Genomic DNA, 12,388 nt, shown 5'->3' with positions numbered 1-12,388 from the left:
CACGATGCGCATCGGCCGCCCGCTTGCCGCGCTGATCGCCGTCGCCACGCTGCTGGCGGCGGGCACGGCCGCGGGCGCGCTGGTGGTCTGGCTCGGCCTCTACGACATTGCCGCCAACGTGCCGCACACGCAAGCCGTGCATTCGCTGATGGAGCTGACGATGCACCGCAGCGTCAAGCGCCGCGCTGCGGCGATCGAGGTGCCGCCGCTGGACAACCCGGCGCGCGTGCTGCGCGGTGCCGCCTGTTTTCGCGACCACTGCCTGCAGTGCCACGGCGCGCCGGGCCGCGCGCAGGCGCCGATCGGCCGCAGCATGCAGCCGCTGCCGGGGCCGCTGGTCGACGCGCCCCAGCATTGGAACGCCGCCGAGCTGTACTGGATCACGCGCAACGGCATCCGCATGAGCGGCATGCCGGCCTGGCAATACCGGCTCGACGAGGCCGAGCTGTGGGCGCTGGTGGCCTTCATGCAGCGGCTGCCGGCGCTGACGGCGGCGGAGTTCACCGCGCTGGCCGATACCGCCGCTGCCAGCTGTCCGGCGCCGCGCCGCGAGGGCCTGCCCGAGGGCTTTCGCGCCGATGCGGCGCGCGGCCGCATCGCGCTGACGCAGCACGCCTGCACCGCCTGCCACCGCATTCCCGGCGTCACCGGCTCCGACGTGCACGTCGGCCCGCCGCTGGCCGGCCTGGCGCGGCGGCAGACCATCGCCGGCCGGCGGCCAAACACGCCGGACGAAATGCTGCGCTGGATCATCGATCCGCGGCATGCCGATGCGCAGACGACGATGCCCGCGCTCGAGCTGCGCGAGGCCGATGCGCGCGACATCGTGGCCTACCTCGGCACGCTGCAGTGACGGCGCCGGTCCGCAGGCACGTCACCTGCCGCGCGTGCGGGTGGCGTGGTCGCCCGTCACAGTTCAGGAGGTCCCGATGAAACTGCGCCCCACCCTCGTCGCCACCGCCGCGGTGGCCACCCTGATCGGCGCCTGCAGCGGCGTGGCCAAGCTGCCCGAATCGGCCGGTGTCGGGCCGGACCCAACGCTGCCGCCGCCGGAGAAATCGCTGATCCCGACGGTCAAGATCGCCGAGGCCACCGGCTGGCCGGCCGGCGCGAAGCCGGTGGCTGCCAGTGGCACGCAGGTGCAGGCCTTCGCCACCGGCCTGGCCCATCCGCGCTGGCTGCACGTGCTGCCCAATGGCGACGTGCTGGTCGCCGAATCGGCCGCGCCGCCGAAGGGCGAAGGCGCGCCCAAGCCGCAAGGCTTCGGCAAGATCAAGTCGTGGTTCATGAAGAAGGCGATGGCCAAGGCCGGCTCGGCGGTGCCGAGTGCCAACCGCATCACGCTGCTGCGCGATGCCGATGGCGACGGCGTTGCCGAGACCCGCACGGTGCTGCTGTCCAACCTGTTCTCGCCGTTCGGCATGGCGCTGGTCGGCAACGACCTGTACGTCGCCAACGCCGATGCGGTGATGCGCTTCGCGTACACGCCCGGCGCGACGAGCATCGGCACCACCGGCACCAAGGTGGCCGACCTGCCCGGCGGCCCGCACAACCACCACTGGACCAAGAACATCATCGCCAGCCGCGACGGCAGCAAGCTCTACGCCACCGTCGGCTCGAACAGCAACGTCGCCGAGCACGGCTTGGGCGTCGAGGAAGGCCGCGCGGCGATCTGGGAGATCGATCCGCGCACCGGAGCCAAGCGCCTGTACGCGAGCGGCCTGCGCAATCCGAACGGCCTGGCCTGGGACCCGTCGACCGGCATGCTGTGGACCGTCGTCAACGAGCGCGACGAGCTCGGCAACGACCTGGTCCCCGACTACCTCACCTCGGTGCGCGACGGCGGCTTCTACGGCTGGCCGTACAGCTACTTCGGCAGCGTCGTCGACGCGCGCCCGCAGCCGCCGCGTCCGGACCTGGTGGCCAAGGCGATCAAGCCCGACTACGCGCTCGGCTCGCACGTCGCGCCGCTCGGCCTGGTGGTCGGCACCGATGCCAGCGCGCTGCCGGCGCCGTGGCGCAGCGGCATGTTCGTCGGCCTGCACGGCTCGTGGAATCGCAAGCCGCCCTCGGGCTACAAGGTGGTCTTCGTGCCCTTCAGCGCCGGCAAGCCGAGCGGCCCGCCGCAGGACGTGCTGACCGGCTTCCTCGGCCCCGAAGGCCAGGCGCAGGGCCGGCCGGTTGGCGTGGCCATCGACAAGCGCGGCGCACTGCTGGTGGCCGACGACGTCGGCAACACCATCTGGCGCGTCAGCGCGGCGGGCTGAACCGCGCGGGCATGGGCCTTGCCGGCCGACGGCACTGACACGGACAACGGAGCATTGTGATGACTCAAGCGAACCGCCCCTCGGGGCCTGGAAAGCCGATCAACGAACGCCGCGACGCGGCCAAGGAACAGGAAGGCAAGGACGAAGTCGGCCGCACCTACGACGCCGAGACCGCCGAGGACCCGAGCGCCGACGCGATCGCCGCCGACGAAGCCGCCCGCAGCCGCGCACGCCAGGCCGAACGCTCGGCCGACCAGGGCAAGGACCGTCCAGGGAACTCACCCGGGTCCAAGCCGGCAAGAGGTGGCCTATGAGCCTGCAACAGAGACCGAAAGCGGACTACCGCAGCGCTGACGATCGCGCACATGACCAGAGGGGCGACGTGCCGGCGCCCGGCAAGCTCTGGGTCCTGACCGCCGACGAAGCCTTCGCCCGCGTCCTGGCGCTGCCCGGGCACGGCCAGGACCTCGAGGAGATCGAGCTGCTGACCGATGCCGGCTCGCGCGCCGACGACGCCGACCTGCGCCGCGACGCCTACGGCCGGCGCGCCGGCGGTGACCTGCGCTCGGGCGGCAACATCACCGCATCGGCCGGCGAGACCGCGCTGCACCAGGAGGCCGCGCTGTTCGCGAACCGCGTCGCGCAATGGCTGGCCGAAGCGCACCAGAAGGGTCGCTTCACCGCGCTGCGCATCGCCGCGGCACCGCGCTTCCTCGGCCTGCTGCGCAAGGCGCTGACGACGGCGGTGGCGCAGGTGGTGATCGACGATTGCCCGCTCGACCTGGTGAAGCTGAACCGGCGCGAGCTGACGCTCAAGCTGTTCCCGGCCGGCGAGCCGGTCGCACACCGGCCGGCCTGACGCCGCCCGAGCCGCGCCAGCCCGCGGTGAGACACTGCGCGCCCATCCACGGCGCGCGGAGTGTCCCAATGGCTGAAGTGACCGGCATCGATCACATCTATCTGACGGTCTCGGAGCTCTCCCGCTCCGAGGCCTTCTACGACCGCCTGCTGCTGGAAGCGCTGGGCTTTCGCAAGAACCGCTTCGAGATCGGCGGCGACCCGCACGTGCAGTACTACAACCGGCTGTTCGGCATCGTGCTGCGGCCGGCGCGGCAGGCCACGCCGCACCAGCCCTACGCGCCGGGGCTGCACCACCTGTGCCTGCGCGTCGACTCGATCGCCGAGGTGCAGGCGCTGGCCCAGCAGCTGCAGGCGGCCGGCATCGCGGCGAGCGATGCCGACACCTATCCGCAGTACGCGCCCGACTACACCGCGACCTTCCTCACCGACCCCGACGGCATCCGCCTCGAGGTGACCAACTACCGGCAGGAACGGCGCGAGCGGCACGATCACTGGCACGCGCAGCCCTGAACGTGACGCGCGCGGCGCCGCTGGCCGCGACCAGCAGCGCGCCGAGCAGCGCGAGCGCGATCAGCAGGCCGAACAGGCCGCCCGGCGCGCCGTGCGCCAGCACCAGCGCACACAGCGCCGGGCTCGCCGCGCTGCCCAGCTGTGCCAGGTGGTGGGCGGCGAAGTAGCTGCCTTTGTACGCGGCCGGGGCGATCGCATCGACCACCAGCATCTCGGCCGGCACGATGATGATCTCGCCGAGCGTGAAGACCAGCATCGCGAGGCACCAGCCGGCGAGGCTCGCCGCGTGCCAGAAGCCGGCCAGCCCGGCGGCGAGCAGCAGCGAGCCGAGCGCGATCCAGCGGCCGGCATGGCGGCGCTGAATGCGCTGTCCGATCGGCAGCTGCAGCAGCACCACGGCGAGCGCGTTGCAGGCGATCAGCGCCGACATCCACTGCATCACCTCGGCCGCCGGCCGCTGGCCCAGCAGCACCAGCGCCAGGTAGTCCGAGAAGCGGCCATGGACGACGCAGCCCAGCAGGCAGCCGAGCGTGAACAGCACCAGCGCCCGATCGCCGCCGAGCAGCGCCAGCGTCTGCACGAAGCCCGGCGCGCCGGCGGGCGCGCCGTCGGCGGCGATGTCCCGCAGTCGCAGCCACGCCAGCCACGGCAGCAGTGACGCGGCCAGCATCGCCGCGGCCCAGAACGGCGCCGCGGCATGCCGGCCGGCGAGCGCGCTGCCGATGAACGGCCCGACCGCGAAAGCCAGGTTCGTCAGCGTGTAGCGCAGCGAGAATCCGCGGGCGCGCGCCGCGGCGGGCAAGCCGTCGGACAGCGCGGCCTTGACGGCGATGCCGAAGACGCCGAACGCCGTCTCCGACAGCAGCAGCGCAACCAGCGCCGGCGCCGGCGCGCGCGCCGCCGGCAGCAGCGCGAGCCCGGCAGCGATCAGCGCGGCGGCGCCGATCAGCAGCCGGCGCGGGCGCCAGCGGTCGACCAGGTGACCGCCGTAGAGGCCGCACAGCGTCGCGACCACCAGCACGGCGCCGAGCAGCATGCCGATCGCCGGCAGCCCCAGCCGCAGCTGCTGCGCCAGGCTCAGCACCAGCACCGGCGTCGTCAACGCGCGCGCCAGCGTCATCAGGGTCGAGAGCGCCAGCAGCTGGCGCATCGGGGACGGCAAGGGACCGTGTTGCATGCCGGCAGTGTGGCCAACAAGGCGGATGCTGAAAATGGATGCGCGGCAGCACAATCACTTCCTCTTTTATCGAGGGGCGTTCGGCGATGCAACTCAAGGCGCAATACGCGCTGCTGCACCGGCAGCTCGGTTCGCGGCAACCCGGCCTGCCGGCGATCGCCGCGCTGCTCGGCTGCAGCGAGCGCAATGCGCGCATGCGGCTGCGCAAGATGCAGGCCGAAGGCTGGCTGCACTGGCAGCCCGGGCGCGGCCGCGGCCACCGCTCCACGCTCGAGTGGCTGCGCGAGCCGCAGCAGCTGCAGCTCGACGAGCTGCTGCAGCTGGTCGGCCGCGGCGAGCTCGAGCAGGCCTTCGCGCGGCTGAAGCCGGCGCAGCGCGAGCGGCTCATGGCGCGGCTGCCGGAGTTCCTCGGCGCGTCGCCGCCCCAACGCCTGCTGCGCATGGCGGTGGCCCGGCCGCTGACGACGCTCGATCCGCTGCTCGTCTTCAGCAGCCTCGAGGCCCACGTCGTGCGCCAGGTGTTCGAGCGCCTGGTCGGCTTCGATGGCACGCGGCAGCAGGTGGTGCCGGCGCTCGCCCATCACTGGGAAAGCGCCGCCGGCGCGCGACGCTGGCGCTTCTGGCTGCGGCCGGGACTGCGTTTCCACGACGGCACGCCGCTCGAAGCGGCCGACGTCGCGGCCAGCGTGCTGCGACTGCGCGACCAGCCGAACCCGTGGCAGCGGCAGTACCGGCACCTGCGGGCGATCGAGCTGCACGGTGCCGAGTCGATCAGCTTCGAGCTCGGCGACGAAGACCAGCTCTGGCCGCAGCGCCTGGCCACCGCCAACGCGTCGATCGTGCCGCGCCGCCGCCGCGCCGACTTCGCCCGCCTGCCGATCGGCAGCGGCGCGTTCCGCGTCGAGCGCCACAACCCGCTGCGCCTGGGCCTCGTCGCCAACGAGCAGCACTACCGCGAGCGGCCGCTGATTCAGCGCCTCGAGCTGTGGTTCATCAGCGGCGGCGCCGGCGCCTTCGACCTCGAGCCCGGCGTGACGGCGCCGACGCCGGGAGGCCGCCTGCAATCGGCCTGCACCTACCTGCTGACGCCTGCGGGGCGGCGCGCGCTGACCGGCGCGGCGCGGCGCGACTGGGCGTGTTTCCTCGCCTCGCCGCCGCTGGTCGGCGCCGGCGATCCGCAGCGCCTGCCGGCGCATGCGCTGCTGCCGGACTGGCCGGCCGTGCCGCTGGCCGGCCGCGCCCGTTGCCCGTGGCCGCGCGGCAGCCGGCGGGTCCTCGTCAGCCTCGCGCTGCCCGGCCTGCGCGCGCTGGGCGACGCGCTGCAACGGCGCCTCGGCGAAGCCGGCGTGCAGCTCGAACGGCGGCTGCTCGACCATGCGGCCTTCGAGCGCCTGGACGACTGGTGGCACGAGGCCGACCTGGTGCTGTGCAGCGAGGTGCTGCACGACGACCGCGACTACGGCTGCCACGAGTGGTGGGGCAGCAATCGCATGCTGCGCCGCGCGCTGGCGCCGGCCGCGGCCACGGCGCTCGATCGCCGGCTGCACGCAGTGCAGCGCACGCCCGATGCCGCGCAGCGCGCCGCGCTGATCGAAAGCACCGGCCACTGGCTGGTCGGCGAGGGCTGGCTGCTGCCGCTGTCCCACGAATGGCAAGGCGTGCACGCCAGCGCGGCGCTGGCCGGCGTTCAGCTCGGGCCGAACGGCTGGATGGACTTCTCGGCGCTGTGGCTGAAGGATTCCGACTGACGCTTACTTCGCGAGCTGGGCATTCACCTGCCACCGGGCGGCCGCACCGGCCAGCAACAGTACCAGCGCGACCGCATCGACGATCACCACCCGCCGCAGCAAGGGATTGATCTCACCGACCAGCAGCGCGAGCAGCAGGAACGAGCCGACGCTGACCAGGCCGGCGATGAAGGCCGCCGGCTGCAGCGTCGGCCGGAAGGCGGCGAGCAGCAGCAAGCCGCCGAGCAGCCCGAACAGCACCGCGCGGTGTCGCATCAGCAGCTCGAGGTTCGGCTCGGCGATCGGGATGCCGTACAGCGTGTTCAACTGGGCCGAGCCCAGCACGCCGGCCAGCGGCAGCAGGTGCACCAGGGCGGCGAGGATCAGCGTGGCGGAGATGAAAAGGCGCATGGCCGCGTTTGTAGCCGCGCGGCAAGCGCGTGGCGATGACCTGCGAGGTAATCGTCACGGTCGATCGTCTACGATCCCGGCCCATGAACGCTCGTGACCAGACCTTCGGCGAGGAGCTCGCCAATGCCTTGAGCCACGGCGTCGGCTTCCTGCTGGCCGTCGCCTCGCTGCCGATCCTCGTGCACCATGCCGCGCTGCGCGGCGGCGCGGCCGATATCGTCGCCGCGAGCCTGTTCGCCGGCACGGCGATCGTGCTGTACCTCGTGTCGACGCTGTACCACGCGCTGCCGGCCGGCACCGCGAAGCGCTGGCTCAACCGGCTCGACCACGCGTCGATCTACCTGTTCATCGCCGGCAGCTACATGCCCTTCGTGCTCGGCGTGCTGCGCGGCGCCTGGGGCTGGACGCTGTTCGGCATCGTCTGGGGCGCGGCCGCGCTCGGCGTCGCGGCCAAGCTCTTCGACCGGCTGAAGCATCCGCTATGGTCGACCGGCCTGTACGTCGCGATGGGCTGGGTCGCGCTGGTCGCGGCGGTGCCGCTGATCGAACGCATGGATCCGGCGGGCCTGGCCTGGCTGGTCGCCGGCGGCGTGTCGTACACCGTCGGTGCGGTGCTGTTCCTGCTCGATTCGAAGCTGCGCTACGCCCACTTCGTCTGGCACCTGTTCGTGATCGGCGGCAGCACCTGCCACTTCTTCGCTGCGCTGTGGTACGCCTGATGCTGTACGCCTGATGCCGCAGTTCACGATGCAGTCGGAGCTGGCGATCGCGCCGGACCGCTTCTGGTCCGGCATGTCGATGCGGGCGGTGAACGACGAGCTGAATCCGCTGGTGCACATGACCGCGCCGCCGGCCTGGCGCGACGGCCCGCTCGAGGCCTGGCAGACCGGGCGCGTGCTGTTTCGCAGCTGGGTGCTGCTGTTCGGCTGGCTGCCGGTCGACCGCCATGCGCTGCAGTTGCAGGCGATCGATCCGGCCGGCGGCTTCGTCGAGGAATCGACCTCGTGGACCCACCGCCGCTGGCGCCACGAACGCTCCACCGGCGCGACGCCGCGCGGCTGCCTGCTGACCGACCGGGTCACCGTCGACAGCCGCGTGCCGGGGCTGGCTTGGGCTTTGCTGCCGGTGTACCGCGCGGTATTCGCGCACCGCCACCGGCGGCTGCTGCAGGGCTACGGCGCGCCGCGCTGACCGGTGCCGGGCTGCTGCGTGCGGTAACTCTCTTCGGCGGCGTTACGCAGCACCTCGAGCAGTTGCTCGGCGCCGACCGGCTTCGTCAGGTGCGCCTGGAAGCCGGCTTCGTGCGTCGTGCGGCGATCACTCGGCTGGCCGTAGCCGGTCATCGCGGCGATGAAGGCCGGCGCACCGTCCAGCGTGCGCAGCCGGCGCAGCACCGAGAAGCCGTCGCCGCCCGGCATGTTCAGGTCGAGCAGCACCAGCTCGGGCTTGAACTGCTCGGCAATCGCCAGCGCCTCGTCGCCATCGTAGGCGCCGCGCGCCGGGTGGCCGAGCAGCTGCAGGAAACGCAGCATCGTGTCGGTGGCGTCGCGGTTGTCGTCGACCACCAGCACGCGCCGCGCGGACGCCACCGGCAGCGGCGTGGCAGCGAGTTCGGCGTCGGCCGTGCCGTCGTTGCCACGCAGCGGCAGCAGCATCGTGAACGTGCTGCCGCGGCCGAGGCCCGCGCTGTGCGCGCTGAGCATGCCGCCGTGGTGCTCGATCAGCGAGCGCGCCAGGCTCAGCCCGATGCCCAGGCCGCTTTGCGACGGCTGGCGTTCGTCGCTCGGCTCCTGGTGAAAGAGATCGAAGATGCGGTGCAGCGCGGCCGGCGCGATGCCCGCACCGTTGTCGCTCACCGTGGTCACGCAACTCGCGCCTTCGACGCGCACGAGCAGCCGGATCTCGCCGCCATCGTGCGTGTAGCGCACCGCGTTGTGCAGCAGGTTCTGCAGCGCCTGCGCCAGCCGCGTCGCATCGCCGACCATCGGCAGCTGCGGCGGCAGCGCGCCCAGCAGCAACAGCTGGCGCCGCGCGTCGGCCAGCGGCCGCACTGCCTCCAGCGAGGCCAGCACGACGTCGCGGTAGTCGAGCGGCACGCGCTCGACGACGATCTTGCCGTTGACGATGCGGCCGACGTCGAGCAGGTCGTCGACCAGGCGCGTCATGTGGCCGATCTGGCGCTCGATGATCTGGCACATCGGCAGCGCCGCGGCCGGCAGCGCGGGCTGCAGCTGCAGCACGTTGGCCGCGTTGCGGATCGGCGCCAGCGGATTGCGCAGCTCGTGCGCCAGCATGGCGATGAACTCGTTGGTGCGCTGGCTGGCGTGCTCGAGCTCGAGCAGCCGGCGCTGCGACGTCAGGTCGCGGGTGACCTTGGCGAAGCCGCGCAGCTCGCCGTCGGCGGCGCGCACCGTCGTGATGACCACGTTGGCCCAGAACAGGCTGCCGTCCTTGCGCACGCGCCAGCCCTCGGTCTCGGCGCGGCCCTCGCGGTAGGCGGTTCGCAGCTCCTGCGCCGGCTTGCCCGCCGCGACGTCGGCGGCGGTGAAGAACATCGAGAAGTCGCGCAGCAGCACCTCGTCGGCGGTGTAGCCCTTGATCTGCGCCGCGCCGGCATTCCAGCTCAGCACGCGGCCTTCCGGGTCGAGCATGAAGATCGCGTAGTCCTTGACCGATTCGACCATCAGGCGCAACTGCTCTTCGCTCTGCCGCAGCGCCTCCTGCTGGCGGCGGCGTTCGCTCAGGTCGCGCGAGACCTTCGAGAAGCCCTGCAGCGCGCCGGCGTCGTCGCGCAGCGCGGTGATCACGACGCTGGCCCAGAAGCGCGTGCCGTCCTTGCGCACGCGCCAGCCTTCGTCCTCGAAGCGGCCGTCGGCGGCGGCACGGCGCAGCTCTTCCTGCGGCCAGCCCGCGGCGATCTGCTCGGGCGGATAGAAAGTCTCGAAGCTGCGGCCGATGATCTCGTCGGCGCGCCAGCCCTTGATGCGCTCGGCGCCGACGTTCCAGGTCATCACGCGGCCCTCGCGGTCGAGCATCAGGATCGCGTAGTCGACCACGCCTTCGACGAGGCGCCGGAAGCGCGCGTCGTCCGGTGGCGCCGGCGCGGCCACGAACGCCGACGCCGCAGCGCCCGAAGCCTCGCCGTCGGACGGTGCGTGCAATGCCAGAGGCGGGAGGGTCGCGGACATCAGCGCAGCATAGGCGAAAGGCCGAGCGGCCCCGCGCCGCGCCGCGCTACCAGCGCAGCACGTCGGGCAGCTCGCGGCGGTGCGCGGCCAGCGTTTCGAGCCAGGCCGTGGTGCGGTTGCGCATCGCGGCGTACAGCGCCTCGGCGCCGCGCACGTGGATCGCACCCGGGCGCGTCAGCACGACAACGATCGACAGCCCGCCGTGGCGATCGACCACCGGCGCGAAGCTCGCACGCGCCCAGCAGTGGCCGCCGTCCTTGCAGGCCAGCTTGAACGGTGCAACCCAGGCCACCCCCGCTTCCAGCGCCTCCCACAGCTCGCGCATCACGCGCATCGGCATGTCGGGATGGCGCAAGCGCTGCAACGGCTCGCGGACCAGTTCGTGCGGCGCAAAGCCGGTCGCCTGCGCCATGGCCGGGCTGCAATAGCGGATGCGCTGGCGCAGGTCGAGCGTCAGGACGAGGATCGTGCCGCGCTCGATCTCGCGAGCGGCCGGCAGCAGCGATGCGGGCGGGGTCACGGCGCGCGACGAGGGTGGGTGAAGGGAGGCATGCAGCTGTTTTCGGCAGCTGGGCCCCCGCACTCAACCGCCCATCGCGTCGGGAGTTCTCGCTTGTCGCGGTCAGGAGCTGACGCAGCGCAAGGTGAGGCATCAATGCGTGCCGCGACGCGGCATTCCGGTCGAATTGCCGCCGCCGGCCGCGCCGCTGGCTTGCGACTGGCCGGAACGATCCGGCGCCGACGGCTGCGAGATCGCCTCCAGGGCCTCACCGGCCTCGCTGTCCTGGTGGCAGCGCACCGCCACGTCACCGAGCGTGACCATGCCGACCAGGTGCCGGTTGCGATCGAGCACCGGCACGCGCCGGATCTGCGCGCCGCGCATCTGCGTCAGCACCTCGTCGACCGTCTGGTCCTCGTAGCAGCAGGACAGGTCCTGGCTCATCACCTCGGACAGCGCGGTCTTGTCGGCCGCCCGGCCTTGCGCGACGGCGCGCAACACGATGTCGCGATCGGTGACCACACCGACCAGCTGGTCGTCCTGGCACACCGGGATCACGCCGACGTCGAGCTCTTCCATCGCCTGCGCGGCCATCACCAGCGTGTCGCTCGGCTTCAGTGAACGCACGCCGCGTGTCATCACGGTCAAAACCTGGGTCATGGGATGTCTCCTGGAGAAGGGCACCAAAGACAAAGTGCAAACGGCGTGCCCGCGGGCCGCTTGCGGCAAAAATTGCCGCGCCTGTTACGCAGCGTCGGCGCGACGGATGAAGCCGCGGGCCATCAACTGCTGCAAGTCGCCGAGCGACAGCACCATCGCATGCGGCCGGCCGTCCTGCTGCCAGCGCACGGTCGCCGCGTCGGAGGTCTGCTCGATCTCGCAGGGGCCGTGTGGAATCGCCGGCAGCACGTCGGGCAGCGGCGGCGTGGCGCGCCCGGGCCGCGGCAACAGCGGGGCAAACAGCGCCGTCAGCGTCGGTGGCGCGATCGGCCCGCAGGCCGGATCGGCGATCAGCGCGGGCTGCGGCGCCGATCGCTCGGCGCAGCCCGGCTCAGCGATGCCATGCCCCAGCGTCCAGTCGAATTGATCGCGCGCGGTCGTGCGCGGCTCGCACGCGTGCATCGCGGCGCCGGCGGCGATCGGATCGCTGGCGGGGAAGGTGTTCTCCAAGGTCTCGTCGAGCAGTTCCTGGTAGGTCGGCAGCCGCGCCTGCGCACTGCAGGCAGGGCCGCCCGGACGCTGTGCGTCGCTCGACAAGACGTCCGCTTCATTCACACGACACCCCGGGAATGCCGCCGCGCCGGCAGGCCTGCGGCCTACCGAGTGCAAACGACGTTCCCGGGGTGAAGGGAACGTTCTAACGCGTCAGCTTTGCCGACCGCGTTGGCCGCCTTGTTGGCCGCCCTGGCCGCCCTGCTGCTGCTTGTTGCTCGCCTGGTTGCCCTGGCTGCTGTCGTCGCTCTCGTCGCGGCTGCGGTTCTGGTCCTGGTCGTCGCGCGCCATGCCGCCTTGTCCCTTGTCCTGCTTCTGGCGGGTCTGGCTCTGGTCCTGCTGGCCCTGCTGGCCCTGGCCCTGGCCGGCCTGGTTGCCTTGCTTTTGCGCTTGGTCCTTCTGCTGATCACGGTTCTGGTCAGGCATGTCTTTCTCCTGGATGTTTGTGGAAAGCCGGCGCTTCAATCGCCGACGGCAGCGACGAGGCAAGCGCAATGCCCATCGAACTGCTTTAGCGCCAGGCCCCGGCCTTGCCC

General features: G+C 72.0%; 15 protein-coding genes. 8 read left to right on the top strand and 7 right to left on the bottom strand.

Going from position 1 to position 12,388, the window contains the following annotated elements:
* Positions 1–4: 4 nt before the first annotated feature.
* From HLB44_RS14635 to HLB44_RS14615, 5 genes are all read left to right on the top strand, one after another.
* Positions 5–853 carry a c-type cytochrome gene (locus tag HLB44_RS14635; protein ID WP_173123690.1) on the top strand — a complete coding sequence of 283 codons (849 nt, stop codon included), beginning with the start codon at positions 5–7 and terminating at the stop codon, positions 851–853.
* Positions 854–929: 76 nt separating this feature from the next.
* Positions 930–2,267 carry a PQQ-dependent sugar dehydrogenase gene (locus tag HLB44_RS14630; RefSeq protein WP_173123688.1) on the top strand — a complete coding sequence of 446 codons (1,338 nt, stop codon included), beginning with the start codon at positions 930–932 and terminating at the stop codon, positions 2,265–2,267.
* A gap of 59 nt (positions 2,268–2,326) precedes the next feature.
* Positions 2,327–2,581, top strand: coding sequence for a hypothetical protein (locus HLB44_RS14625; RefSeq protein ID WP_173123686.1), 255 nt, complete (start codon positions 2,327–2,329; stop codon positions 2,579–2,581).
* 68 nt (positions 2,582–2,649) lie between these two features.
* Entirely contained in the window at positions 2,650–3,126 is a 477-nt protein-coding gene (locus HLB44_RS14620; RefSeq protein ID WP_343051328.1) for a host attachment protein, read from the top strand.
* A gap of 68 nt (positions 3,127–3,194) precedes the next feature.
* A complete protein-coding gene (locus HLB44_RS14615; RefSeq protein ID WP_173123682.1) occupies positions 3,195–3,638 on the top strand; it encodes a VOC family protein in 444 nt (147 codons plus the stop codon).
* On the opposite strand, the gene HLB44_RS14610 is transcribed toward HLB44_RS14615, so the two are convergent.
* Entirely contained in the window at positions 3,550–4,815 is a 1,266-nt protein-coding gene (locus tag HLB44_RS14610) for an MFS transporter (protein WP_173123680.1), read from the bottom strand. The two genes, HLB44_RS14615 and HLB44_RS14610, sit on opposite strands and share 89 nt — an antisense overlap.
* 86 nt (positions 4,816–4,901) lie before the next feature.
* On the opposite strand from HLB44_RS14610, the gene HLB44_RS14605 reads away from it, so the two are divergent.
* Complete coding sequence (locus HLB44_RS14605; RefSeq protein WP_173123678.1) at positions 4,902–6,563, top strand: ABC transporter substrate-binding protein; 1,662 nt, start codon at positions 4,902–4,904, stop codon at positions 6,561–6,563.
* A gap of 3 nt (positions 6,564–6,566) precedes the next feature.
* On the opposite strand, the gene HLB44_RS14600 is transcribed toward HLB44_RS14605, so the two are convergent.
* Positions 6,567–6,953 (bottom strand): phosphopantetheine adenylyltransferase, encoded by a 387-nt coding sequence (locus tag HLB44_RS14600; protein WP_173123676.1) that lies wholly within the window; start codon positions 6,951–6,953, stop codon positions 6,567–6,569.
* A gap of 83 nt (positions 6,954–7,036) precedes the next feature.
* On the opposite strand from HLB44_RS14600, the gene trhA reads away from it, so the two are divergent.
* On the top strand, positions 7,037–7,672 hold the full coding sequence (gene trhA, locus HLB44_RS14595; RefSeq protein WP_246312260.1) for a PAQR family membrane homeostasis protein TrhA: 636 nt from the start codon (positions 7,037–7,039) through the stop codon (positions 7,670–7,672).
* A 13-nt stretch (positions 7,673–7,685) separates the two neighbouring features.
* The gene (locus HLB44_RS14590; protein ID WP_173123672.1) at positions 7,686–8,144 is read left to right on the top strand and encodes a hypothetical protein; all 459 of its coding nucleotides are present in this window, start codon (positions 7,686–7,688) and stop codon (positions 8,142–8,144) included.
* On the opposite strand, the gene HLB44_RS14585 is transcribed toward HLB44_RS14590, so the two are convergent.
* The 5 genes from HLB44_RS14585 to HLB44_RS14565 all read right to left on the bottom strand — a co-directional run bounded on the left by HLB44_RS14585 (position 8,126) and on the right by HLB44_RS14565 (position 12,278).
* On the bottom strand, positions 8,126–10,141 hold the full coding sequence (locus tag HLB44_RS14585) for a PAS domain-containing hybrid sensor histidine kinase/response regulator (RefSeq protein ID WP_173123670.1): 2,016 nt from the start codon (positions 10,139–10,141) through the stop codon (positions 8,126–8,128). The two genes, HLB44_RS14590 and HLB44_RS14585, sit on opposite strands and share 19 nt — an antisense overlap.
* 46 nt (positions 10,142–10,187) lie before the next feature.
* Positions 10,188–10,661: a PAS domain-containing protein gene (locus tag HLB44_RS14580; RefSeq protein WP_173123667.1), complete on the bottom strand. Its 474-nt coding sequence runs from the start codon at positions 10,659–10,661 to the stop codon at positions 10,188–10,190.
* A 132-nt stretch (positions 10,662–10,793) separates the two neighbouring features.
* A complete protein-coding gene (locus HLB44_RS14575) occupies positions 10,794–11,300 on the bottom strand; it encodes a CBS domain-containing protein (protein ID WP_173123665.1) in 507 nt (168 codons plus the stop codon).
* 84 nt (positions 11,301–11,384) lie between these two features.
* Complete coding sequence (locus tag HLB44_RS14570; protein ID WP_173123663.1) at positions 11,385–11,897, bottom strand: hypothetical protein; 513 nt, start codon at positions 11,895–11,897, stop codon at positions 11,385–11,387.
* Positions 11,898–12,005: 108 nt separating this feature from the next.
* Positions 12,006–12,278, bottom strand: a complete 273-nt coding sequence (locus tag HLB44_RS14565) for a hypothetical protein (protein WP_173123661.1) — start codon at positions 12,276–12,278, stop codon at positions 12,006–12,008.
* Between the last annotated feature and the right edge of the window lie 110 nt (positions 12,279–12,388).

Source organism: Pseudaquabacterium terrae (assembly GCF_013266755.1).
Lineage (GTDB): Bacteria > Pseudomonadota > Gammaproteobacteria > Burkholderiales > Burkholderiaceae_C > Pseudaquabacterium > Pseudaquabacterium terrae.
This window is presented reverse-complemented; position numbering and strand designations above follow the sequence as displayed.

Coding starts and splice junctions, on each gene's coding strand:
- HLB44_RS14605 (WP_173123678.1), top strand. CDS start 4,902: ATGCAACTCAAGGCGCAATACGCGCTGCTGCACCGGCAGCTCGGTTCG.
- HLB44_RS14625 (WP_173123686.1), top strand. CDS start 2,327: ATGACTCAAGCGAACCGCCCCTCGGGGCCTGGAAAGCCGATCAACGAA.
- HLB44_RS14590 (WP_173123672.1), top strand. CDS start 7,686: ATGCCGCAGTTCACGATGCAGTCGGAGCTGGCGATCGCGCCGGACCGC.
- HLB44_RS14610 (WP_173123680.1), bottom strand. CDS start 4,815: ATGCAACACGGTCCCTTGCCGTCCCCGATGCGCCAGCTGCTGGCGCTC.
- HLB44_RS14615 (WP_173123682.1), top strand. CDS start 3,195: ATGGCTGAAGTGACCGGCATCGATCACATCTATCTGACGGTCTCGGAG.
- HLB44_RS14600 (WP_173123676.1), bottom strand. CDS start 6,953: ATGCGCCTTTTCATCTCCGCCACGCTGATCCTCGCCGCCCTGGTGCAC.
- HLB44_RS14635 (WP_173123690.1), top strand. CDS start 5: ATGCGCATCGGCCGCCCGCTTGCCGCGCTGATCGCCGTCGCCACGCTG.
- trhA (WP_246312260.1), top strand. CDS start 7,037: ATGAACGCTCGTGACCAGACCTTCGGCGAGGAGCTCGCCAATGCCTTG.
- HLB44_RS14575 (WP_173123665.1), bottom strand. CDS start 11,300: ATGACCCAGGTTTTGACCGTGATGACACGCGGCGTGCGTTCACTGAAG.
- HLB44_RS14630 (WP_173123688.1), top strand. CDS start 930: ATGAAACTGCGCCCCACCCTCGTCGCCACCGCCGCGGTGGCCACCCTG.
- HLB44_RS14585 (WP_173123670.1), bottom strand. CDS start 10,141: ATGTCCGCGACCCTCCCGCCTCTGGCATTGCACGCACCGTCCGACGGC.
- HLB44_RS14565 (WP_173123661.1), bottom strand. CDS start 12,278: ATGCCTGACCAGAACCGTGATCAGCAGAAGGACCAAGCGCAAAAGCAA.